Below are 25490 nucleotides of genomic sequence, written 5' to 3'. Positions count from 1 at the left end.
CTCCTCGTTCACGTCGCCCCCGTCACGCGAGCCCCAGCTCGTTGTCGATGAAGTCGAAGATCTCGGTTTCGCTGGCCGTCTCGAGCTTCTGCCGTGTGTTTTCCACCGGTTCCGCGGCGAGGCGGCCGAGCAGGGCCTGCAGCCGGCTCGTGACGCGGGTTCCCTGCTCGGCGGTCAGGCCGGCGAGGGCCGCTTCGATGCGTTCGAGGGCGGCCTCGGCCGGGTCGGCGGGCCCGAGTTCGCGGCCGAGGTGCGCGGCGAGCGCGGCCGGGGTCGCGTAGTCGAAGCCGAGCGTCGCGGGCAGGGCCAGGCCGGTGGCGGCAGCCAGGCCGTTGCGCAGCTCGACTGCGGTGAGCGAGTCCAGGCCCAGTTCCTTGAACGCCAGCGCGGGGTCCACTGTGGATTGTCCGGCGTAGCCGAGCACGGCGGCGACTTCGGCGCGCACCAGGTCGAGCAGTGCGCGGTCGCGTTCGGGGCCGGTCAGGGCGTCGAGCTTCGCGCGGAAGTCGACTTCGGGGGTCGCCCGGCGGGCTTCGGGCAGGTCGTCGAACAGCCGCCCGGCGCGGAACTGGTCCCAATCGAAGTCGGCCACGGTGATGACCGGCTCGCCGGTGGTGACCGCACGGTGCAGGGCGGCGGTGGCCAGGGCGGGGGCCATCGGCCGGATCCCGCCGCGTTCGGCGCGGGCCGTGGTCCCGGCGGCCATGCCGGCGCCGGCCCACGGTCCCCAGGCGATCGAGGTGGCGGCCAGGCCGAGCCCGGCTCGGTGTTCGGCGAGCGCGTCGAGGACGGCGTTGGCGGCGACGTAGTTGCCCTGCCCGGCCGCGCCGAGCGTGGCGGCGAGGGAGGAGAACAGGACGAAGGCGGAGAGGTCCCGGTCGCGGGTGAGCTCGTCGAGGTTCCTCGCGGAGTCCACTTTGGATCGCAGGACGGTCGCGAGCCGTTGCGGCGTCAGCGAGTCGAGGACGCCGTCATCGAGGACGCCGGCGGCGTGCACGACGGCGTCGAGATCGGGAAGGCCGTCGAGGAGTTCGGCGGCGGCGTCCCGATCGGCGAGATCGCAGGCGGCGATCGTGACTTTGGCGCCGAGCGCGCTGAGTTCGGCTTCGAGGTCGGCGGCCCCGGGAGCGGCGGGCCCCCGCCGCCCGACGAGGACGACGTGCGGCGCCCCGGTCCGGGCCAGCCACCGGGCGACTTCGGAGCCGAGGGCGCCGGTGCCGCCGGTGACGAGCACGGTGCCGCGCAGGGTCCAGGGCTCGGCGGGGGTCACCGGGGCACGCACGAGCCGGCGGGTGAAGGTGCCGGAGGGGCGAATGGCGAGCTGATCTTCCCCTTCGGTGGCGGCCAGGGCGGCGATCAGGCCGGTCAGTTCGGGGTCGCCGGGGTGGGCGGGCAGGTCGGCAAGGCCGCCCCACCGATCGGGGTGTTCGAGGGCGGCGGTCCGCCCCAGTCCCCAGATCCCGGCGGCGAGGGGTTCGCCGAGGGTTTCGGCGTCGACGGCGACAGCTCCGGTGGTGACGTGCCACAGCGGCGCGGTGACGCCGGCATCGCCGAGGGCCTGAAGGAGCGTGGTGCTGAGTGCGAGCCCGAGCGGGACGGACGGCAGGTCGGGCATCGCGTGGACGACCAGGCCCAGCAGCGAGAGAACGCCGGCGAAGGAATCGAGACTGGCTTCGCCGAGCGGGCCGCGCCCTGGCCCGGCATTGCCGAGCAAGAGGTCGGCCTCGCTGAGCGCCAGCTCGCCACCCGAACTCATCCCCAGCAGCCGACCAGCCAGCTCGTCCCGGTCGAGATCGCTCTCCGCGAGCGCCATCGACACCGGCTCGGCCCCGGCCTCCGCGAGCGCCGACAACACTCCCTTGACCAGCGGGTCGCCGTCGAACCCGGCGGGTACCGCCACCAGCCAGCGGCCGGTCAACCCCGCCCGCGGCCCATTCGCCACCGGCTGCCAAGACACCCGATAACGCCAAGCGTCCGAAGGCGACCCGCTCGAAACCACCGGCTCCGGCCAGAACACCTGGCGCTCGAACGGGTACGTCGGCAACGCCACGCGCCGCGTTCCCGGTGACAGCGGCGTCCAATCCACCGTCTGCCCACTCACGTGCAACGACCCCAGCGCCAGCAACGCCGTCGAAACCTCCGGCCGGTCCCTGCGCACCATCGGGACCGAGCCCGGGGCCAGCGCCGACAACGTCCCGTCCGGACCCAGCTCCACCAGCCGCGTCACCCCGGCCGAACGCAGCGTCTCGACCGCCGCCGCGAAGCGCACCGGCTCGCGCACCTGGCGGACCCAATACCCCGGGTCCGTCAGCTCCTCCGCGACCCGCCCGGTCACCGTGGACACCACGGGAACGCGCGGCCCGGCGTAGCCGATCCCGCGCGCCACCTGGGCGTAGTCCTCCAGCATCGCGTCCATACGAGCCGAGTGAAACGCATGCGAGACCCGCAAATCCCTAGACTTCACCCCGCGCTCGGTCAGCTCGGCCGCGATCTCCGCCACCGCGCCGGCCTCGCCGGACAGGACCACCGATCGCGGCCCGTTCACCGCCGCCAGGTCCACGCGGCCCGCCGCCACCGGGAGAACCTCCTGCTCAGCGGCCTGCACTGCGAGCATCGCGCCCCCGGGCGGCAACGCCTGCATCAGACCCGCGCGCGCCGCGACCAGCCGGCCTGCGTCCGCCAGCGAGAACACCCCCGCGACGTGCGCCGCCGCCAGCTCGCCGATCGAGTGCCCGACCAGGTAGTCCGGCCGGACGCCCCACGACTCCAGCAGCCGGAACAACGCGACCTCGAAAGCGAACAGCGCCGGCTGCGTGTACCCCGTCCGGTCGAGCGCCACGGCGTCGCCGAACACGACGTCCCGCAACGGCCGGTCCAGCGCCGGGTCCAGCACCGCGCACGCCGCGTCGAACGCGTCCGCGAACGCCGGGAACCGCGCGTACAGCTCCGCTCCCATCCCGACCCGCTGCGACCCCTGCCCGGCGAACAACAGGCCCGTCGCCCCCGGGACGGCTTGCCCGGTGACGACGCCCGGGCCCTTCCCGCCCGACGCCACCGCGGCCAGCCCGGCCAGCAGGTCCGCCCGGGACGCGCCGACCACCACCGCGCGGTGGTCGAACGCCGCCCGGCCGGCCAGGGTCAGGCTGACGTCGGCCGGAGCGGCGTCCGAGTCGAAGGCCGCGAGCCGGCGCGCCTGCTCCCGCAACGCCGAGTCCGACCGGGCCGACAGCGGCCAGGCGACGACACCGGCGTCGACGGGCATGACTTCCGGAACCGGTGGCTCCTCGATGATGACGTGGGCGTTCGTGCCGCTGAAGCCGAACGACGACACCCCGGCCCGACGCGGCCGGTCCCCGGCCGGCCAGGGCTGCGGCGAGGTCAGCAACGCCACCGTGCCGCCGGTCCAGTCGACGTGCCGCGACGGCTCTTCGACGTGCAGGGTCTTCGGCAGGACGCCGTGGCCCAGGGAAAGGACCATCTTGATCACCCCGGCGATGCCCGCCGCCGCCTGCGTGTGCCCGATGTTGGACTTCAACGAACCCAGCCACAGCGGCGTCGAACGGTCCCGCCCGTAGGTCGCCAGCAGCGCCTGCGCCTCGATCGGGTCGCCCAGCGCGGTACCCGTGCCGTGCGCCTCGACTGCGTCCACATCGGACGGTGAGAGCCCGGCGGCGGCGAGCGCGGAGCGGATGACCCGTTGCTGCGACGGCCCGTTCGGCGCGGTGAGCCCGTTCGACGCGCCGTCCTGGTTCATCGCCGAGCCGCGCAGCACCGCGAGCACCGGGTGCCCGAGCCGCCGCGCGTCCGACAGCCGCTCGACCAGCACGACGCCGGCGCCTTCGCCCCAGCCCGTGCCGTCCGCGACGTCGGCGAAGGCCTTGCACCGGCCGTCCGCCGCGAGGCCGCCCTGCCGGGAGAACTCGACGAACGCGCCGGGCGTCGCCATCACCGTCACGCCGCCGGCCAGGGCCATCGCGCACTCCCCCGCGCGCACCGACTGCGCGGCCAGGTGCAGCGCCACCAGCGACGCCGAGCACGCCGTGTCCACGGTGACCGCCGGGCCGCCGAGGCCCAGGACGTACGACACCCGGCCGGAGACGACCGAAGCGGCGTTCCCGGTGCCGACGAACCCGCCGAAGTCCTCGCCCGAGCCAGCGAGCACCGCCGGGTAGTCCTGCCCGTTGGTCCCGAGGAACACCCCGACGTCCGGGCCGGCCGCCGGGTCGACGCCGGCGCGTTCCAATGTCTCCCAAGCCGTTTCCAGGACGAGCCGCTGCTGCGGGTCCATCGCCAGGGCCTCGCGCGGGGAGATGCCGAAGAAGGCCGGGTCGAACTCCGTGACGCCGTCGACGAACGCGCCGCCGCCCGTGACGACCCCGGCCGCGGCGAGGCCCGCGAGGTCCCAGTGCCGGTCGGCGGGGAAGCCCGAAACCGCGTCGCGCCCGGAAACCAGCAGCTCCCAGAGGTCTTCCGGCGTCCGCACGCCGCCGGGGAACCGGCAGCCCATCGCGACGACGACGATCGGGTCCTCTGTGGACACCGCAGGCCGCGAGACCACCGGCGCTTCGCTCGACGTGCCCGCCAGGTGCGCGGCCAGGTCGGCGGCTGTCGGGTGGTCGTAGATCAGCGTCGCGGGCAGGTCCGTGCCGGTGGCCGCGCCGAGGCGGTTGCGCAGCTCGACGGCGGTCAGCGAGTCGAACCCGAGGTCCTTGAACGACTTGTCCGCGGGAACCTCTTCGGTGTACCCCAGCACCGCGGCGACCTGACGGCGCACCAAGGTCAGCATGTCCACATCGGACGGCACCACCACCGGAGCACCCGCCGCCTCGGGCAGTTCGCTCAGCAGCCGGCTCGGCCGCACGGCGGTGAGCGCGGGGCCGTAGACGGGCCAGTCGACGTCGGCGAGCACGACCGCGACGTCGCCGGCCCCCAGCGCCCGGTCGAGCGCGGCCACCGCGAGGTCCGGGTCGAGCGGGGTCAGACCGCCGCGGCGCAGCCGGTCGCGGACGGCGGTGCCGGCCGCCATCCCGGCGTCGGCCCACGGCCCCCACGCGAGGGAGGTCGCCGGAAGCCCGCGGGCCCGCCGGTACGCGGCCAGCGCGTCGAGGTACGCGTTCGCCGCCGCGTAGTTGCCCTGCCCGGCCGAACCCACGGTGCCCGCCAGCGACGAGAACAGCACGAACGCCGAGAGTTCACGGCCTTCGGTGGCCTCGTGCAGCACCCGGGCAGAGACCGCCTTGGCCCGCAGCACGCGCGCCAGCTGGTCCGGGGTGAGCCCGTCGAGCACGCCGTCGTCGAGGACGCCGGCCGCGTGCACCACGGCGGTGAGGTCCGGCAGGGACGCCACGAGTGCGGTGACCGCGTCCCGGTCGGCGCAGTCGCAGGCCACGACCGTGATCTCGGGCCGGGTCGGTTCGGTCGCCGCCGGGCCGCGCCGGCCGGCCAGCACGACGTGCGACGCGCCGCGGTCGAGCGCCCAGCGCGCGAGGGGGCCGCCGAGCGCGCCGGTGCCGCCGGTGATCAGCACCGTCCCCGACATCGTCCACTCAGGACAGTCACCGGACAGCGGAGCGCGCACGAGCCGCCGGGCGAAGACCCCGGAGGGCCGGATGGCGACCTCGTCTTCGGCGCCGTCGGCGAGCACTCCGCACAGCCGGTCCAGAGCACGGTCGTCGAGCCGCGCTGGCAGGTCGACCAGGCCACCCCACCGGCGCGGGTGCTCCACGGCGGCGGACCGGCCGAGACCCCACACCTGGGCCTGCTCCGGATGGTCGAGCGGGTCGGAGCGGCCAGTCGAGACCGCGCCCCGCGTGAGACACCATAGCGGCGCGGACCAGCCGAGCGTGCCGAGCGCCTGCACCAGCTCGAGGGTGTCCTCCACGGCCAGCAGCGAAAGGACCCCGGCGGGCTCGTCGCCCGGCAAGGCGGCGACGGCCGGGACGTGCAGCAGGTCCGCGCCCCGGTCGCGCAAGCCCTCGACCACGTCGTCGGCGCCTTCGCCCACCACGAGCCAGCGGCCGGACAGCCGGGTCGCGGTCGTCCCGGTGACCGGGCGCCAGCCGATCCGATGACGCCAGCTGTCTATTGTGGACTCTGTACGGGCTCGGCGCCGCCAGGACGCCAACGCGGGAAGCACTTCGCTGAGCGGCGCTTCCGAAGGGACGTCCAGGGTGTCGACCAGCGCGCCGAGGTCCTCGCGGTCGACCGCCGACCAGAAGTCGTCCGCATCGGTGTCCGCGACCGTGGCGGACTCCGGCGAGGTGAGCCAGAAGCGCTCGCGCTGGAAGGCGTACGTCGGCAACTCGACCCGCCGGGCGCCGTCGAGCAGGGCCGTCCACCCGGGCGCACCGCCGCGCACGTACAGCTCGGCCAGCGCCGCCAGGACCGACTCCCGCTCATCACGCCCGGCGCGCAGCATCGGCACGACGGGCGCGCTCGCCATCCCGGCGAGGGTCCCGTCCGGGCCCACCTCGACGAACCGCGTGGCACCGCGGTCTTGCAGAGCCGTCATGCGGTCGGCGAACCGGACCGGTTCGCGCACGTGCCGCACCCAGTACTCGGGGTCGGTCAGGTCGGCGGGCTCACCGGTGACGATCGGCAGGCGCGGCGCCGAGAAGGTCAGCCCGGCCACGACCTGCCGGAAGTCGTCCAGCATCGGCTCCATCAGCACCGAGTGGAAGGCGTGCGACACGCTGAGCCGCTTGGTCTTGCGCCCGCGGGACGCCAGTTCGGCCGCGGCCGCCAGGACCGCGACTTCGTCGCCGGACAGGACGACGGAGTCGGCCGCGTTCACGGCGGCGAGGTTCACCCGCTCACCGAGCAGGGGCGCGACCTCGGCTTCGGTCGCCTGCACGGCGACCATCGCCCCGCCCGCGGGAAGAGCCGCCATCAGCCGGGCCCGCGCCGCGACGAGCGTGCAGGCGTCGGCCAGCGAGAGGACCCCGGCGACGTATGCCGCGGCCAGCTCGCCGATGGAGTGCCCGGCCACGAAGTCCGGCTTCACGCCCCACGACTCGAGCAGCCGGAACAGGGCGACCTCGACGGCGAACAGAGCGGGCTGCGTGTAGCCCGTGTCGTCCAGAGACTCGCCCGAGATCGCTTCGGCCAACGGAAGATCGAACCTGGCGCACACCTCGTCGAACGCCGACGCGAACACCGGAAAAGCGGAACGCAGCCCCGCACCCATCCCGATCCGCTGGGAACCTTGGCCGGAGAACAGGAACGCGGTCTTGCCCGCCTTGCCGACGACACCGTCCACGACAGACGCGGACGGCTCGCCGGCCGCCAGCGCCTCCAGCGCGGTCACCGCCGAAGCGGTGTCGTCCGCCAGCACGACGGCCCGGTGTTCGAACGCCGACCGCCCGGTGACCAGCGACAACGCGGTGTCCGCCAGCGTCGAGCCCGCCGACAAGTGTTCCCGCAGCCGGACAGCCTGCTCGCGCAGGGCTTCACGGGACCGGGCGGAGAGCGCGAGCGGAACCAGGCCGTTCACCGCGGTCGGCGCGGCGGCCGAGGAGTCGTAGCTCTCCAGGATCACGTGTGCGTTGGTGCCGCTGATGCCGAACGACGACACACCGGCCCGGCGCGGGGTCTCCCCCGCCGGCCACTCGACGTTCTCGGTGAGCAGTTCGACGCGCCCGGACGTCCAGTCGATGTGCGGCGAGGGCTCGTCGACGTGGACCGTGCGCGGCAGCAGCCCGTGCCGCATGGACAAGATCACCTTGAGCACCCCGGCGACGCCGGCGGCGGCCTGCGTGTGGCCGATGTTCGACTTCACCGAGCCGAGCCACAGCGGCCGGTCGCGGTCCTGGCCGTAGGTCGCCAGCAGCGCGTGCGCCTCGATCGGGTCACCCAAAGTCGTCCCGGTGCCGTGCGCCTCGACAGCGTCCACATCGGACGGTTCGAGCCCGGCACTCGCCAGCGCGGCCCGGATGGCCTGCTGCTGGGCCGGGCCGTTGGGCGCGGTGAGGCCGTTGGACGCGCCGTCGGAGTTGACCGCCGAACCGCGGACCACGGCCAGCACCGGGTGGCCGTTGGCCAGCGCGTCGGACAGCCTTTCGACCAGGACGAGCCCGACGCCTTCGGACCAGCCGGTGCCGTCGGCCGCGGCCGCGAACGGCTTGCACCGCCCGTCGGGCGCGAGCCCGCGCTGACGGCTGAACTCGAGGAACATGCCCGGGGTCGACATCACCGTCACCCCGCCGACCAGCGCTAGCGAGCACTCACCGCGTCGCAGGGACTGGGCGGCCCAGTGCAGCGCGACCAGCGACGACGAGCACGCCGTGTCCACGGTGACCGCCGGGCCCTTGAGCCCGAGCTGGTAGGCGACCCGGCCGGAGATCACCGCGGTCGAGTTGCCGGTGAGCAGGTGCCCTTCGACACCCTCGGGCAGCGCGGTCAGACCGGAGCCGTAGCCGGTGGACGTGCCGCCGACGAACACCCCGGCTCGCGTGCCGCGCAGCGAGAGCGGGTCGATCCCGGCGCGTTCGACGGTCTCCCACGCCGTTTCGAGCAGCAGCCGCTGCTGCGGGTCGGTCGCCAGCGCCTCGCGCGGGCTCATCCCGAAGAAGCCGGGGTCGAACTCGGCCGCGTCGTAGACGAACCCGCCCTCGCGGACGTAGCTGGTGCCCGCCTGCCCGGCGTCGCCGGAGTACAGCGCCGCGGGCCAGCCGCGGTCGGCGGGGAAGCCCGCCATCCCGTCGCCGCCGTCGGCCAGGAGCTGCCAGAGCTGTTCGGGAGTGCGGACACCGCCGGGGAACCGGCAGCCCATCCCGATCACCGCGACCGGTTCGGCGTCGCGCTCCTCCACCTCGCGCAGCCGCTGGTTCGCCGCGCGCAGGTCGGTGGTGACCTTCTTGAGGTAGTCGAGCAGCTTCTTCTCGTTGTCGGAGGTCACGCCCCGAACTCCTTGTCGATCAGGTCGAACAGCTCGTCGGCGGAGGCCGCCGCCACTTCGTCGTCCAGCCGCGGTTCGCCGGTCCACCAGTCGAGGAGGGACCGCAGCCGCTCGGTGATCTCCTCGCGGCCTTCGTAGCCGGCGGGCAGCGCGGCGAGGGAACTACGCAGCTCGTCGACGGCGCCGGTCGCGGACGGCGCGCTCTCGCCGAGCAGGTAGGCCGCCAGCTCGCGGACGGTCGGGTAGTCGAACACCAGCGTCGCGGGCAGCCGCTTCCCGGCGACCGCGCCGAGCCGGTTGCGCAGCTCGACCGCGGTCAGCGAGTCGAAGCCCAGTTCGGAGAACGCCTTGGCCGGATCGATGTCCACTGTGGACGCATGGCCCAGCACCGCGGCGACCTGCCCGGTCACCAGGGCCACCACGAGGTCTTCGCGCTCCGCGAACGGCGTCGCGGCGAGCCGCTCGGCCAGGCCGGCGGGCGCGGCGTGCGCCACCTCCGCGACCGCCCGCCGTGCCGGGGCGGTGGCGAACTCCCGGAACAGCGGCACGCCCGACGACGCCAGCGCGGCCGAGTCGACCCGCATCGGCACCACGGCCGCTTCACCGGAAGCCACCCCCGCGTCGAGCAGGGCGAGCCCGAGCTCGGCGGACAGCGGCAGCAGGCCCGCGCGGGCCATCCGGCTCAGGTCCGTCTCGGTCAGGCCGCTGGTCATCCCCGCCGACGCCGACCACGGCCCCCACGCGAGCGCCACCGCGGGCAGCCCGAGGGCGTGCCGGTGCGTCGCGAAGGCGTCGACGAACGCGTTCGCGGCCGCGTAGTTCGCCTGCCCGGCGCCGCCGAACAGGCCGGCGGCCCCGGAGAACAGCACGAACGCGGTGAGGTCGGCGTGCCGGGTCAGCTCGTCGAGGTGCACGGCGGCATCGACCTTGGGCCGCAGCACCTTGTCCAGCCGGGCGGCGTCCAGGGAACCGACGACGCCGTCGTCGAGCACGCCGGCGGTGTGCATGACGGCGCGCAGCGGGTGTTCGGCGGGGATCCCGGCGAGCAATTCGGCCAGTGCGTCGCGGTCGGCCGCGTCGCACGCCGCCACGGTGACGGTCGCCCCCAGCCCGGTCAGTTCGTCCCGCAGCTCGGCCGCCCCTTCGGCCGCGAGGCCGCGGCGGCTGGTGAGCAGCAGGTGCCGTGCGCCGTGCTCGGTGACCACGTGCCGGGCCAGCAGCCCGCCCAAGCCGCCGGTGCCGCCGGTGATCAGGACCGTACCGCCGGGGTCGAGCGGCGCGGGCACAGTCAACACGACCTTGCCGACGTGCTTGGCCTGCTGGAGGTGCTTGAACGCGGCCGGGGCGCGGTGGACGTCCCACGCGGTGACCGGCACCGGCCGCAGCGCGCCGCGGCCGAGCAGGTCGAGGACCTCCCGCAGCAGTTCGGCGATCCGGTCGGGACCGGCCTCGATGAGGTCGAACGCCCGGTAGGCGACGCCCGGGTGGGCCGCGGCGACCTCGGCGGCGTTCCGGACGTCGGTCTTGCCCATCTCCAGGAACCGGCCGCCGCGGGGCAGCAGCCGCAGGGAGGCGTCGACGAAGTCCCCGGCCAGGGAGTCGAGGACGACGTCGACGCCGCGGCCCTCGGTGGCCGCGAGGAACCGCTCCTCGAAGTCCAGGGTGCGCGAGGACGCGATCCGGTCGTCGGCGAGGCCGTGGTCGCGCAGGGCGTCCCACTTGCCCGCGCCCGCGGTGCCGAACACGTCGGCGCCGAGGTGCTTCGCGAGCTGGACGGCGGCCATGCCGACGCCGCCGGCCGCGGCGTGGACCAGCACGGTCTCCCCCGGCTGGACGCGGGCGAGGTCGACCAGCGCGTAGTAGGCGGTGAGGAACACGATCGGCACGGACGCCGCCTCGGCGAACGACCAGCCGTCCGGGACGCGGGCGACGAGCCGCTGGTCGGCGACCGCGACCGGCCCGAACGCGCCGGGGAACATGCCGAGCACCCGGTCGCCTGCCGCCAGCCCGGTCACCCCGGCGCCGACCTCGGTGACGACGCCCGCGCCCTCCAGGCCCATCTGCCCGGCTTCGCCCGGGTACATGCCGAGCGCGTTGAGGACGTCGCGGAAGTTGACGCCCGCCGCGCGGACCGCGATCCGCACGTGCCCGTCCGGCAGCGGGCCCTCGACCTCGGGGCACGGCAGCAGGGTCAGGTTTTCGAGGGTGCCCTTGTCGACGACGTCGAGCCGCCACGGTCCGTTCGCCGGCGCGGCGAGCACCCCGCCCGCGGTTTCCGCGCGCACCAAGCGGGCCGCGTGCGGTTCACCGTCGCGAAGGGACAGTTGCGGCTCGCCGGTGGTGAGGGCGCCCGGGATGGCGGCGAAGGAGGCTTCCGTGCCGTCGACGTCCACCAGCAGGAACCGGCCGGGGTTCTCGGCCTGGGCCGAGCGCACCAGACCCCAGACCGCGGCGTTGGCGAGATCGGTCACCTCGCCGCGGTGCGCCACCGCGCCGGAGGTGACGAACACCAGCTTCGCGCCTTCGAGGGTGTCCTCGGTCAGCCAGCGCTGCACGGTCTCCAGGGCGAGCCCGGTGGCCGCGCGCACCGCGGCCGGGAGGTCTGCCGCACGGTCCGGCACGAGCGGCGCGAAGACCACCTCGGGTGGCGTGCCACCCTCGGCGATGAGCGCGTCGATGTCCACATAGGACTTGAGCGGACCGGACGTGCCGAGCTGGACGCCGAGCTTGTGCGGGTCCGGGCCGAGGACGGCCCAGTCCTGGGTGTCCGGTTCGGACCCGCCGGTCAGCGGGATCCAGTCCACTTGGAACAGCGAGTCGTGCAGCCGTCGCGGCTCGGTCAGCAGTTCGGCCGAGACCTGGCGCATGGCCAGCGAACCCACGGTGGCGACCGGGTTGCCCGCGGCGTCGGCGATGGTCAGCGCCAGGGCGTCCGGCCCGGCCAGGCTCAGGCGGACGCGCAGCGCGGCGGCGCCGGACGCGTGCAGGGTGACGTCCGACCACGAGAACGGGAGGCGGCTCTGCCCGGACCCGGCCAGGGGCAGGTAGAGCAGGGCCTGCAGTGCGGCGTCGAGCAACGCCGGATGCAGGCCGAAGCGCCGCGCGTCATCGCGGGCCGGTTCGGGCAGCGCGATTTCGGCGAAGACGTCGTCGCCGCGGCGCCACGCGGCGGCCAGGCCGCGGAAGGCGTCCCCGTAGGCGAACCCGCCGGCCGCGTAGGTGTCGTAGAAGTCCTCCACGGCAATGGGTTCCGCCTGCGCGGGCGGCCACTCGGTCAGCGGTTCGCCGGGCTCTCCGGCGTCGACGGCGAGCAGGCCGGTGGCGTGCAGGACCCAGTCGTCGGTGCCCTCGACCCGCGAGTGCGTGGTGAACGCCCGGCCGCCGTCCTCCCCGGGGGCCCCGACCGAGCACTGCAGCTGGACGCCGCCGCGCTCGGGCAGCACCAGCGGCGCGGCCAGCGTCAGCTCTTCGACCCGGGCGCAGGCCGCCTGGTCGCCGGCGCGGACGGCCAGCTCCAGGAACGCCGTGCCCGGCAGGAGGACCTGGCCCATGACCTCGTGCCCGGCCAGCCACGGGTGCGTGGACAGCGCGAGCCGGCTGGTGAACAGCAGCTCGTCGGAACCGGCCACGGAGACCGCCGCGCCGAGGAGCGGGTGGTCCACCGCGGTGAGACCGGCGGCGGTGACGTCGCCGACCGGCAGGCCGGTGAGGTGCGGCCAGAACCGCTGGTACTGGAACGCGTACGTCGGCAAGTCGACCCGGCGGGCGCCGGTTCCGGCGAACACGGCCGTCCACTCGGGACTCTGCCCGTGGACGTGCAGCTCGCCGACGGCGGCCAGCACGGTGACCCGCTCGTCGCGGCCCGCGCGCAGGGTGGGCACCGCCACGGCCGCTTCGACCATCGGTGTGAGGACGGCGTCCGGCCCGATCTCGACGAACCGGTTGACGCCCAGCCCCTGGAGAGTCGTGACGGCGTCGGCGAACCGCACGGTCGCACGCACCTGGCCGACCCAGTACTCCGGCGTCAGCACGGACGTGACCGCACCGGTCACCGTGGACACGATCGGCAGGGCCGGTTCGGCGTAGGCGATCCGCTCGGCCACCTTCGCGAACTCGGCCAGCATCGGATCCATCGACGGCGAGTGGAACGCGTGGGAGACCGTGAGCCGCTTGGTCTTGCGGCCCAGCGCGGTGAAGTGCTGCTCGATCCCGTCGAGGTCGTCGCCGGAGACCACGACGGACGTCGGCCCGTTGATCGCGGCGACGCTCACCGTGTCCGTGAGCAGTGGCGTGACCTCGTCCTCGGTGGCGGCTACGGCCAGCATGCCGCCGCCGCGTGGCAAGGCTTGCATCAACCTGCCGCGCGCCGCGACCAGGTGGCACGCGTCCGCCAGGGAGAACACCCCGGCGACGTGCGCGGCGGCCAGTTCGCCGATCGAATGCCCGGCCACGTACTCGGGGCGCACACCCCAGGACTCCAGCAGCCGGAAGAGAGCGACCTCGACCGCGAACAGCGCGGGCTGGGTGTAGCCGGTCTCGTTCAGCAGATCCTCGTCGCCGAAGACGACGTCCCGCAACGGCCGATCCAGCTCGGTGTCGAAGTGCGCGCACACCGCGTCGAACGCCTCGGCGTAGACGGGGTGCGCGTCGTACAGTTCGCGGCCCATGCCGAGCCGCTGCGCACCCTGTCCGGTGAAGAGGAATCCGATCCGGCCTTCGCTCGCCGGGCCGGGGAGAGGTCCGTCGACGAGGTCGCGCAGACCGCGCAGCAGCTCGTCGGTATCGGTGCCGATCACCACCGCGCGGTGCTCGAACGCCGAGCGGCCGGTGGCCAGGGACCAGCCGATGTCGGCCGGTCGCTCCTCGGCTGCAAGGTCGGCCAGCTGCGCGGCCTGGGCCCGCAACGCCGCCTCGGATCGGCCCGACAGCACCCACGGCACCGGACCCGACCACGCCGACTCGGCCACCGCGGGTTCTTCGGGCGCCTGCTCGACGATCACGTGCGCGTTGGTGCCGCTCACGCCGAACGACGAGATCCCGGCCCGGCGCGGGTGCCCGTTCGGCGCCCACTCGACGGCGTCGGACAGCAGCCGCACGTCGCCGGAAGTCCAGTCCACATGGGACGACGGAACGTCCGCGTGCAGCGTCTTCGGCAGCAGATCGTGCCTCAGCGCCAGGACCATCTTCATGATCCCGGCCGCGCCCGCGGCGGCTTGGGTGTGCCCGATGTTGGACTTGACCGAACCGAGCCACAGCGGCCGGTCGCGGTCCTGCCCGTAGGTGGCCAAGACAGCCTGCGCCTCGATCGGGTCGCCCAGCACCGTGCCGGTGCCGTGCGCTTCGACGGCGTCCACTTCGGACGGTGCCAGGCCGGCGTCGGCCAGCGCGGCGCGGATCACCCGCTGCTGCGACGGCCCGTTGGGGGCGGTCAGGCCGTTGGACGCGCCGTCCTGGTTGACCGCGCTCCCGCGGACGAGGGCGAGCACCGGGTGGCCGTTGCGGCGCGCGTCGGAGAGCCGTTCGAGGAGCACCATCCCGGCGCCTTCGCCCCAGCCGGTGCCGTCGGCGTCGTCGGAGAACGCCTTGCAGCGGCCGTCGAGCGCGAGCCCGCGCTGGCGGCTGAACTGGATGAACCCGGACGGGGTCGACATGATCGTGACCCCGCCGGCCAGCGCCAGCGAGCACTCCCCCGCCCGCAGCGCCCGAGCCGCGAGGTGTACCGCCACCAGCGACGACGAGCACGCCGTGTCGACCGTGACGGCCGGGCCTTCCAGGCCGAGCGCGTAGGAGATCCGGCCGGACACCACGGAACCCGCGTTGCCGGTCATGGTGTAGCCCTCGACGCCCTCGTCGTCGCCGAGCGCGAGCAGCGGCGTGTAGTCCTGGCCGTTCGAGCCGGCGAACACGCCGACCGGGCCGCCGCGCAGCGACGCGGCGTCGATCCCGGCGCGCTCGACGGCCTCCCACGCCGTCTCGAGCAGCAGGCGCTGCTGCGGGTCCATGGCCAGGGCCTCGCGCGGGTTGATGCCGAAGAACGCGGCGTCGAACCGGCTGGCGCCGTCGAGGAACCCGCCGCGGCGGGTGTAGGACGTGCCCTGGTGGTCGGGGTCCGGGTCGTAGAGCGCGTCGAGGTCCCAGCCGCGGTCGTCGGGGAAGTCGGTGATCGCGTCCGCGCCGCCGGACAGCAGGTCCCACAGGTCCTCCGGCGACCGCACGCCGCCGGGGAACCGGCACGCCATCGAGACGATGGCGATCGGGTCGTCCTCGACCGCCTTCGGCGTGACGTCCACTGTGGACGGCGTGTCGGCCGGCTCGCCCAGCTCGCTCTTGAGGTGCGCGACCAGCGCGGTCGTCGTCGGGTAGTCGAAGATGAGCGTCGCGGGCAGCTTGAGCCCGGTGGCCGCGGACAGGCGGTTGCGCAGGTCGACCGCGGTCAGCGAGTCGAAGCCGAGGTCGGTGAACGCCCGGTTCGGCTCGACGTCACCCGGCCCGCCGTACCCGAGCACCCCGGCGACCTGGGCGCGGACGAACTCCAGCACGTCGCGTTCGCTCACGCCTTGGGTGTGCTTCGCCGCGGCTTCGATCGCCGCGCGGGCCTCGGGGATGCCGAGCAGCAGCGGGCTCGGCCGGACGGCGGTGAACGACGGCACGTACCGCGCCCAGTCGACGCCCGCGACGGTCAGCGTGGTCTCGCCGTGGTCGAGCGCCTGCTGCAGCGCCGCGATCGCCAGGTCCGGGTCGAGCGCCTGGATGCCGCCGAGGCGCTGGCGTTCGGCGACGGCCGCGGCGTCGGCCATGCCGGTGTCGGCCCACGGACCCCAGGAGATCGACGTCGCGGGCAGCCCGAGCGAGCGCCTGTGCTCGGCGAGCGCGTCGAGATAGGCGTTGGCGGCGGCGTAGTTGCCCTGGCCGGGCCCACCCCAGACACCGGCCGTCGAGGCGAACGAGACGAACGCCGTCAGGTCGAGGTCCCGGGTCAGTTCGTGCAGGTGGAACGCGGCCAGCGCCTTGGGCTTCAGCACGCCCATCAGCCGGTCCGGGGTGAGCGAGTCCAGCACACCGTCGTCGAGGACACCGGCCGCGTGGACGACGGCGGTCGGCGGGTGTTCGGCGAGCACGGCGGCCAGCGCGTCGCGGTCGGCGACGTCGCAGGCCACGACGGTCGCGCGGGCACCGAGCCCGGCGAGTTCTTCGCACAGCTCGGCCGCGCCCGGGGCGTCCGCGCCCCGGCGGCTGGTGAGCACCAGGTTCCCGGCGCCGCGACCGGCCAGCCAGCGGGCGACCTTCGCACCCAGCGCGCCGGTACCGCCGGTGACCAGCACGGTTCCGTCCGGCGTCCACTCGCGGCCCGGCGGGGTCGAGCCGAGCGGGGACCGCAGGAGCCGGCGGGCGAAGACGCCGGACGCGCGCACGGCGACCTGGTCCTCGTCACCGGTGAGCGCGGCGACTACCCGGGCGGCCGCGCGGTCGTCGAGGTCGGCGGGCAGGTCGAGCAGGCCACCCCAGCGGCCGGGGTGTTCGAGCGCGGCCACGCGGCCGAGGCCCCACACCGGCGCTTGGGCCGGCTGGCGAAGCGCGTCGGCCTTGCCGGTCGACACGGCGCCACGGGTGAGCGTCCACAAGGGAGCGTCGCTGACGGCTTGAATCAGCGTGAGCGTGTCGACGAGACCGCGGTAGGACACGTCGGTCCCCAGCAGGGACACGATCCCCGCCGGTTCGACGTCGCCGATCCGCTCGGCCAGGGCGGCGCGGTCGAGGCCGGACTCCACCTCGACCGTGACGACGTCCGCGCCGAAGCGGTCCAGGGGCAGGGTCGTCTCGTCGCCCGGACGACGCACGACGAGCCAGGTGCCCTCGATGCGTGGTGAGGTCTCGACGGTGACCGGCTGCCACCCGACGCGGTACCGCCAGTTGTCCACTGTGGATTCTTCGCGGCGCTGCCTGCGGTAGGCGGCCAGCGCGGGCAGCAGGCCTTCGACGGCGGGCGCGTCGAGCCCGAGCGTCCGGGCCAGCTCGCCGGCGTCGTCGCGTTCGACGGCCGACCAGAAGCCGGCGTCGGCGGCGTCGGAGGCCGCGGCGACGTCGCCCGGGCCGGGCAGCGTCGGCCAGTAGCGCTGACGCTGGAACGGATACGTCGGCAAGTCCACAATGGACCCGGTGAGCACGGGCGTGAAGTCCACGTCGACACCGCGCGCCCACAGTTCGCCGGCCGAGGTCAGGAAGCGGGCGAGCCCGCCTTCGTCGCGGCGCAGCGAACCGGTGACCACGGCGTCGTCGAGAGTTCCGGCGATCGCGCTGCCCAGCACCGGGTGCGCGCTGGACTCGACGAACACGTCGAAGCCCTGCTCGCCCAGCGCCACGGTGGCGGGCGCGAACAACACGCGCTGCCGCAGGTTGCGGTACCAGTAGGCGGCGGTCAGCTCGGTGGTGTCGAGCCAGTCGCCGGTGACGGTCGAGTAGAACGGGATCCGCGCGGCGCGCGGGGTCACCGGGGCCAGCACTTCGAGAAGCTGGGCCTCGATCGCCTCGACGTGCGCGGAGTGCGACGCGTAGTCGACCTGGACCTTGCGGGCGCGGACGCCGTCGGCCGCGCAGCGGACCAGCAGCGCGTCGACCAGCTCCGGGTCGCCGGAGACGGTGACCGCGGCCGTGCCGTTCAGCGCGGCGAGGGACAGGCCGGGCGGCAGCTCGAGGTCTTCGGCCGGCAGCGCCACGGACGCCATCGCGCCGCGGCCCGCCAGCGACGTCCGGATCACCTGGCTGCGCAGGGCGACCACCCGTGCGCCGTCTTCCAGGGAGAGCGCGCCGGACACGCAGGCGGCGGCGATCTCGCCCTGGGAGTGGCCGATGACGGCGTCCGGGCGGACGCCGTAGGACTCCCACAGCGCGGCGAGCGACACCATGACCGCCCAGCACGCGGGTTGCACGACGTCGACCCTGGTCAGGGCCTCGGCGTCGCCCAGGACGTCGGTCAGCCGCCAGTCGACGAACGGGTCGAGCGCGGCCGCGCACTCGGCGAGCCGGTCGGCGAACACCGGCGCGGCTTCGGCGAGTTCGAGGGCCATCCCGACCCACTGCGAGCCCTGGCCGGGGAAGACGAACACGGTCTTGCCGGGCGTCCCGGCGACGCCGCGCACGGCGGGGTCGGCCAGCCCGGCGAGCAGCTCGGCCCGATCGGCGCCGACGACGACCGCCCGGTGCTCGAACGCCGACCGCGTGGCGGCCAGGGACACCGCGACATCGGCGACGTCGGACTCCACTGTGGACAGCAGTTCGGCTTGCCGGCGCAGCGCGTCAGCCGTGCGCCCGGACAGCAGCCACGGCACTGCGGCCGGCGTCTCGCGGTCAGGTCGTCGCGTGGTTTCCGTGGCCTGCTCGAGGATCAGGTGCGCGTTCGTCCCGCTCATCCCGAACGACGAGACACCCGCCCGACGCGGGCCGTCGGCGAGCCACGGCCGGCTCTCGGTGAGCAGGCTGACGTCGCCCGCGTCCCACTCGACGTGCGGGGACGGGACGTCCGCGTGCAGCGTCTTCGGCAGCACGCCGTGCCGGATGGCCTGGACCATCTTGATCACGCCGCCGACGCCCGAAGCCGCCTGCGCGTGCCCGACGTTGGACTTGAACGACCCCAGGTACACCGGCCGGTCCGCGGGCCGCTCGCGGCCGTAGGTGGCGATGATGGCCTGCGCCTCGATCGGGTCGCCCAGCTTGGTGCCGGTGCCGTGGGCCTCGACGACGTCCACTTCGGACGGTGTCAACCGCGCGTTGGCCAGCGCCCGCCGGATCACCCGCTGCTGCGACGGCCCGTTCGGGGCGGTGAGGCCGTTGGACGCGCCGTCGGAGTTGATCGCCGAGCCCTTGATCACCGCGAGGACGCGGTGGCCGTTGCGCTCGGCGTCGGAAAGCCGTTCCAGCATCAGCATCCCGGCGCCTTCGGCCCAGCTGGCACCGTCGGCGTCGGCCGAGAACGGCTTGCTGCGCCCGTCCGCGGCGAGCGCGCGCTGGCGGCTGAACTCGACGAGGGAAACCGGGGTGGACATGACCGTGACGCCGCCGGCGAGGGCCAGCGTGCAGTCGCCGTCACGTAGGGACTGGCAGGCCCAGTGGATCGCGACCAGCGAGGACGAGCACGCGGTGTCGATCGAGACCGCGGGTCCTTCCAGGCCGAAGGTGTAGGCGACGCGGCCGGAGAGCACGCTCGGCGAGTTGCCGGTGCCGAGGAAGCCTTCGAAGCTGTCGGTCGCGGCGCCGAGCAGGCCGCCGTAGTCCTGGTAGGTGATGCCGGCGAAGACGCCGGTGCGGCTGCCGCGCAACGTGGCCGGGTCGATCCCGGCGCGTTCCATCGACTCCCAGGACACTTCGAGGAGCAGGCGGTGCTGCGGGTCCATCGCGACGGCCTCGCGCGGGCTGATCCCGAAGAAGCCGGGGTCGAACGCGCTCGCGTCGTGCAGGAAGCCGCCTTCGCGGGCGTAGCACGTGCCCGGTGCGTCGGGGTCGGTGTCGTAGAGGGCTTCGAGGTCCCAGCCGCGGTCGGCCGGGAACGGCGAGATCGCGTCGCCGCCTTCGGCGACGAGCCGCCAGAGGTCGTCGGGGTCGGCGATGCCGCCGGGGTAGCGGCAGGCCATGCCGACGATCGCGATCGGCTCGTCGACCCGGGTGCCGGCCTCGGTGTGCTCTTCCTCCGCGCCGAACAGCTCGGCGTGCAGCGCCTTCGCCAGCGCCGTGGGCGTCGGGTGGTCGAAGACCGACGTCGCGGGCAGGCGCAAGCCGGTCGCGGTGTTCAGCGCGGTCCGCAGCTGGACGGCGGTCAGCGAGTCGACGCCCAGTTCCTTGAACGCGCGGTCCGCGCCGACCGCCTCGGGTCCGGCGTGGCCGAGGACGAGCGCGGCCTCGGTGCGGACGATGGCGAGCAGTGCCCGGTGCCGGTCGGTCTCGGGCAGCCGGGCGAGCCGCTGGTGCAGCGCGTTGCCCGCGTCGGCCACCTGGGTGACCACCCGGCGCGTCTTGGCCTTCGCCGGGGCCTGCTCGACGGTGCGGAGCGCGCCCCTCGTGCCCAGCAGGTCGAACGTCTCACCGGGACGGCAAGCGAGCGCGCTGTGCGCGAGGGCTTCGAGCACCGCGGTCTGCGCCGCGACCAGGCCGTCTCCGCCGGCGGCGGTCAGGACGACGAGGTCGACGTCCAGCTCGGCGAGGTTGAAGGCGATGTCGGCGCGGTCGCGCAGGTCGGCCGGGCTCTCGGCGAGTCCGATGTGGACAGCGGTGGTGATGTCCGGGACGTCCCGGAGCGCCCGCGCCAGCTCGTGCCGATCGGCGGGGTCGCAGGCAACGGCCTCCGGCAGGTCCGCGTCCCCGAGCACGACGAGCCGCTGCACGCCCCGGTCCTCGACGAGGTGCCGCGCGAGGGCGGCGCCCAGTTCGCCGGACGCGCCGGTCAGCAGCACGGTCCCCTCGGGCTTCCACACGTCCGGCGTGACCGCCGCGGCGCGGGGTTCGTAGCCGACGCCACCGCGGATCACGAGCCGGTCCGCGATCGGCTCGACCGGCGTCCCGTCGACGAGGGCGAACCGGCCGGGGTGCCGCGCCAGCACCGGCTCGACGGCACCCCAGACGGCGGCTTCCACCACGTCCGGCACCTCGCCGGCGCTGACGGCGACCGCGCCACGGGTGACGAAGACCAGCCGCGAGCCGGCGAACCGCGGGTCGGCCAGCCAGGCCGTGACCAGCGCCAATGCCCGCTGCGCCGACGCCCAGACCGCCCAGGTGCGGTCTTCGGTGTCGTCGGGCCGGCAGGAGGCGAACACGACTTCCGGCACCGCCCCGGCGGCGGCCAGGTCGGCGAGCTCCTGGTAGGAGGGCAAGTCCGCCAGCCCGAGGTCACCGAGCACCGCGGCCGGTCGTGAGCGTGAAACCGGGTTAGAACCCTGTTCCTCACTCACGACCCACTCGACGCGGTGGTGCGTGGCGGCCGGGACCGGCTTCGTCGCCGGGCGCAGGACGACCGACTCGGCGACGGCCACGACCTGGCCCGTCGAGTCGGCCAGGGTCAGCCGGACGGCGCTTCCCGTCCGGCGCAACCGGACCCGCAGCTCGGTCGCGCCGGTCGCGTGCAGGCTGACGCCCGACCACGAAAACGGCAGCACGTCCGTCAGGTCGGCGAACGCCAGCGCGTGCAGTGCCGCGTCCAGCAGTGCCGGGTGCAGTCCCCACTCTTCGGTCGCGGTTCCGGCGGGCAGCGCCACCTCGGCGAACACGTCGTCGCCAGAGCGGTATGCGGCGCGCAGGCCCTGGAACGTCGGCCCGTAGCCGAACCCGGCCGCCGCGCGCTGGGTGTAGAAGTCGTCGATCGGCAGCGCGCCCGGCGGCGACCACTGCGTCAGATCGTCCGAAGTGGACAAACCGTCGGCCAGGAAACCACTGGCGTGCCGGACCCAGCCGTCGGCGCGGGTGTAGATGCCGAACGCGCGCCGGGCGCCGTCCGCGGCTTCGACGCGGACCTGCACCGGTACCCCGCCGTGCTCCGGCAGCACCAGTGGGGCCTCCAAGACCAGCTCCTCGACCTGGTCGCAGCCCACCTCGTCGGCCGCGCGCAGGGCCAGCTCGACGAACCCGGCGCCGGGGAAGAGGATCTCGCCGTGGACCCGGTGCTCACCCAGCCACGGCGCGGCATCGACCGAGAGCAACCCGGTGAGCACGACGCCGTCCGCGCCGGCCAGGTCCACGGCCGCACCCAGCAGGCCGTGCGACGCGCCGGACTGGCCGAGCGAGGCCGGGTCGCCGTCGACGTCCGGCACCTCCAGCCAGTACCGCTCGCGCTGGAACGCGTAGGTCGGCAGCTCGACGCGCGAGCCGTCGCCGACGACCCGGGCCCAGTCGACGTCGCCGCCGTCGACCTGCAGTTCGGCCAGCGCCGAGAGCAGCGTGCGGGCTTCGGGACGGTCGGCGCGCAGCGCCGGCACGGCGACCCGCGAGCCGTCCAAGCATTCCGCGACCATCGCGGACAGGACCCCCGCGGGGCCCAGCTCCAGGAACCGCGTCACCCCGCGGGCGGCGAGCGTGCGGACGCCGTCGGCGAACCGGACCGTCGCGCGGACCTGCCGGACCCAGTACTCCGGGTCACCCAGGTCGGTGGCGATCTCGCCGGTGACGTTCGACAGCACCGGTATGGCAGGCTCGTGGTAGGTCAGCCCGGCCGCCACCGTACGGAAATCGGCGAGCATGCCGTCCATCCGGGCCGAGTGGAACGCGTGGCTCACCCGCAGCCGCCGGGTCTTCCCGAACTTCGCGGCGACCGCCAGCACGGCGTCTTCGTCACCGGACAGCACGACCGACGACGGCCCGTTGACCGCGGCCAGCGACACGCGGCCGGTCAGCAGCGGCGTGACCTCGTCCTCGGTGGCCGCGACGGCCACCATCGCCCCTCCGCCCTTGCCCCCACCGCCACCCTCAACGGAGTCGCTTCGCGACGCTGCGTCGTTCGTGGGCAAGGCCTGCATGAGCCGCGCGCGGGCCGCGACGAGCGTGCACGCGTCCTCGAGGGACAGCACGCCGGCGACGTGCGCCGCGGCGAGTTCGCCGATCGAGTGACCGCCGACGAAGTCGGGCCGCACACCCCAGGACTCGAGCAGCCGGAACAGGGCCACCTCGACCGCGAACAGCGCGGGCTGGGTGTAAGCCGTCTCGTCGAGCCGCTCCCCCGAGGCGATCGCCGTCCGCAGAGAACCGTCGAAGTGCGCGCACACCGCGTCGAAAGCCGCGGCGAAGGCCGGGAACTCGCGGTACAGCTCGCTGCCCATTCCGGGCCGCTGCGCGCCCTGGCCGGTGAACAGGAACGCCGTCCGGCCCTGCGTCGCCGTCCCGCGCACCACCCCGGCGGACTTGGTGCCCTCCGCCAGCGCGGCGAGCCCGGCCCGGAGTTCGGCGGCGTCTTCGGCCGGCACGACGGCGCGGTGCTCGAACGCCGACCGGGTCGTGGCCAGCGACCAGGCCAGGTCGCCGAGGTCGCCGTCCGCGTGACCGAGCAGCTGCGCGGCCTGCGCCCGCAGCGCCGCTTCCGAGCGGCCGGACAGCGCCACCGGCACCAGCCCGGTCCGGCGCGGCCGCGGCAGCTCCGGTTCGGTCACGGGTGCCTCTTCGAGGATGACGTGCGCGTTGGTGCCGCTCACGCCGAACGCGGACACGCCGGCCCGGCGCGGCTGCCCGTCGGCCGGCCAGGGCATCGGCTCGGTGAGCAGGGAGACACTGCCCGTCGTCCAGTCCACTTCGGACGACGGCTGCCGGGCGTGCAAGGTCTTCGGGAGCAGTTCGCGTTGGAGGGCGAGCACCATCTTGATCACCCCGGCGACGCCGGCCGCGGCCTGCGTGTGCCCGAGGTTGGACTTCAGCGAACCGAGCCACAACGGCCGGTCGCGGTCGCGGCCGTAGGTGGCCAGCAGGGCGTGCGCCTCGATCGGGTCGCCGAGCCGGGTGCCGGTGCCGTGGCCTTCGACGGCGTCCACATCGGACGGCCGGAGACCGGCGTCGGCGAGCGCGGCCCGGATCACCCGCTGCTGCGACGGGCCGTTCGGGGCGGTCAGGCCGTTGGACGCGCCGTCGGAGTTCACCGCGGAGCCGCGCACCACGGCCAGCACGGGGTGCCCGAGCCGCTGGGCGTCGGAAAGCCGTTCCAGCACGAGCATTCCGGCGCCTTCGGACCAGCCGGTGCCGTCGGCGGCGTCGGAGTACGCCTTGCAGCGGCCGTCGGGCGCGAGGCCGCGCTGCCGGCTGAACTCGACGAACGCGGCGGGGTTGGCCATCACCGCGACGCCGCCGGCCAAGGCCAGGGAGCACTCGCCCGAGCGCAGGGACCGGGCGGCCAGGTGCAGCGCGACGAGCGAGGACGAGCACGCGGTGTCCAGCGTGACGGCCGGGCCCTCGACGCCGAGGTGGTAGGCGATCCGTCCGGAAAGGACACTGCCCGCGTTGCCGGTGAGCAGGTGGCCGCCGAGGCCTTCGGGGGCTTCGCGCAGGCCCGCGGCGTAGCCGGAGACGCCCGCGCCGACGAACACGCCGGAGCTGGTCCCGGCGAGGGAGCGCGGGTCGATGCCCGCGCGTTCCAACGCTTCCCAAGAGCTTTCGAGCAGCAGCCGCTGCTGCGGGTCGGTGGCCAGGGCCTCGCGCGGGCTCATCTCGAAGAAGGCGGCGTCGAACTCGTCGGCGCCGGTGAGGAAGCCGCCGTCGCGGGAGTAGCTCTTGCCCTCGGCGTCGGGATCGGGGTCGTAGAGGCCCTCGACGTCCCAGCCGCGGTCGGCGGGCCAGGCCGAGATGGCGTCGCCGCCGTCGGCCAGCAGCCGCCACAGGTCCTCCGGCGAGTCGATGCCGCCGGGCAGGCGGCAGCTCATGCCGACGATCGCGATCGGCTCGTCGGTCTCCTCGACCCGCTGGACCGGGATTTCCTCGTCGCCGCCGGACAGCTCGGCGACGAGGAAGCCCGCGAGGACGGTGGCCGACGGGTGGTCGAAGACGAGCGTCGACGGCAGTTTCAGGCCGGTGACCGTGCTCAGGCGGTTGCGCAGCTCGACGGCGGTCAGCGAGTCGAAGCCGAGGTCGCGGAAGGGCCGGTCCACGGCGACGGACGCCGGGTCGGCGTGCCCGAGGGCGGCCGCGGCCTCGCGCTGGACGAGGTCCAGCAGCTCGTCGGCGGACAGCTCGCGACGCGGGGTTTCCTCGACCGGGACGTCGAGGGCGTCGCGGACCTCGGGCAGGTCGCCGAGCAGGGCGCTGGCGCGGACCGCGGTGAAGCCGGGGGCGAACCGCGTCCAGTCGACGTCGGCCACGGTCACGGCGGTGTCGCCGGCGCCGAGGGCCTGGCGCAGTGCGGCGATCGCCAGGTCCGGCGCCAGGGGCCGGAGGCCGCGGCGGCGCAGGTGGTCTTCGGCGCCTTCGTCCGCGAGCATGCCGCCGCCGGCCCAGGGGCCCCAGGCCACCGAGGTCGCGGCCAGGCCCGCCGCGCGGCGCCGGTGGGCGAGGCCGTCGAGGTAGGCGTTCGCGGCGGCGTAGGCGCTCTGGCCGCCGCTGCCCCAGACGCCCGCGATGGAGGAGAACAGCACGAACGCGTCGAGTTCGCGGTCACCGAGGACGGCGTCCAGGTTCCCGGCGCCGGCAAGTTTGGCGGCGGTGAACCGGGCGAATTCGGCGGGGGTGAGATCGGCGAGGGGCGCGGACTGGGCAACCCCGGCGGCGTGCACTACGGCCCGCAGCCCGTCGAGACCGTCGACCAGCTCGGCGACGGCTCCGCGGTCGGTGACGTCGCAGGCCGCGACGGTCACGGTGACGCCGAGGGCGGTCAGCTCGTCGCGCAGTTCCGGCGCGCCGGGGGCGTCGAGGCCGCGGCGGGAGGTCAGGACGAGGTGATCGGCGCCGGCGCGGGCCAGCCAGCGGGCGACCTCGGCGCCGAGCGCCCCGGTGCCGCCGGTGATCAGCACGGTCCCGCGTGGGCGCCACGAGCGGTCTGCCTCGGCCGGGGGTGTGGGGGAATACACGTTTTTAAACGGGTTTTGAGAAAACACCCCGCGCGGCGGGCGGGGGAAGAAGTCGCCGGCAAAAACCCCGGCGCCGG

Annotated in this window: 1 protein-coding gene and 1 pseudogene; both read right to left on the bottom strand. The window is 74.6% G+C overall.

From position 1 onward, the window contains the following. Nucleotides 1-22: 22 nt before the first annotated feature. Nucleotides 23-8845 (bottom strand): annotated as a pseudogene (locus tag ACIRSS_RS40715) (type I polyketide synthase); the annotation flags it as partial. A gap of 47 nt (nucleotides 8846-8892) precedes the next feature. After that, the coding region (locus ACIRSS_RS40710) for a type I polyketide synthase (RefSeq protein ID WP_400904856.1) at nucleotides 8893-25490 on the bottom strand (16598 nt) is incomplete at its 5' end.

Origin of the sequence: Amycolatopsis sp. NPDC101161 (assembly GCF_044768185.1) — a bacterium.
GTDB lineage: Bacteria > Actinomycetota > Actinomycetes > Mycobacteriales > Pseudonocardiaceae > Amycolatopsis.
The sequence above is the reverse complement of the archived record's forward strand: the minus strand, read 5'-3'. Positions and strand labels throughout refer to the sequence as shown.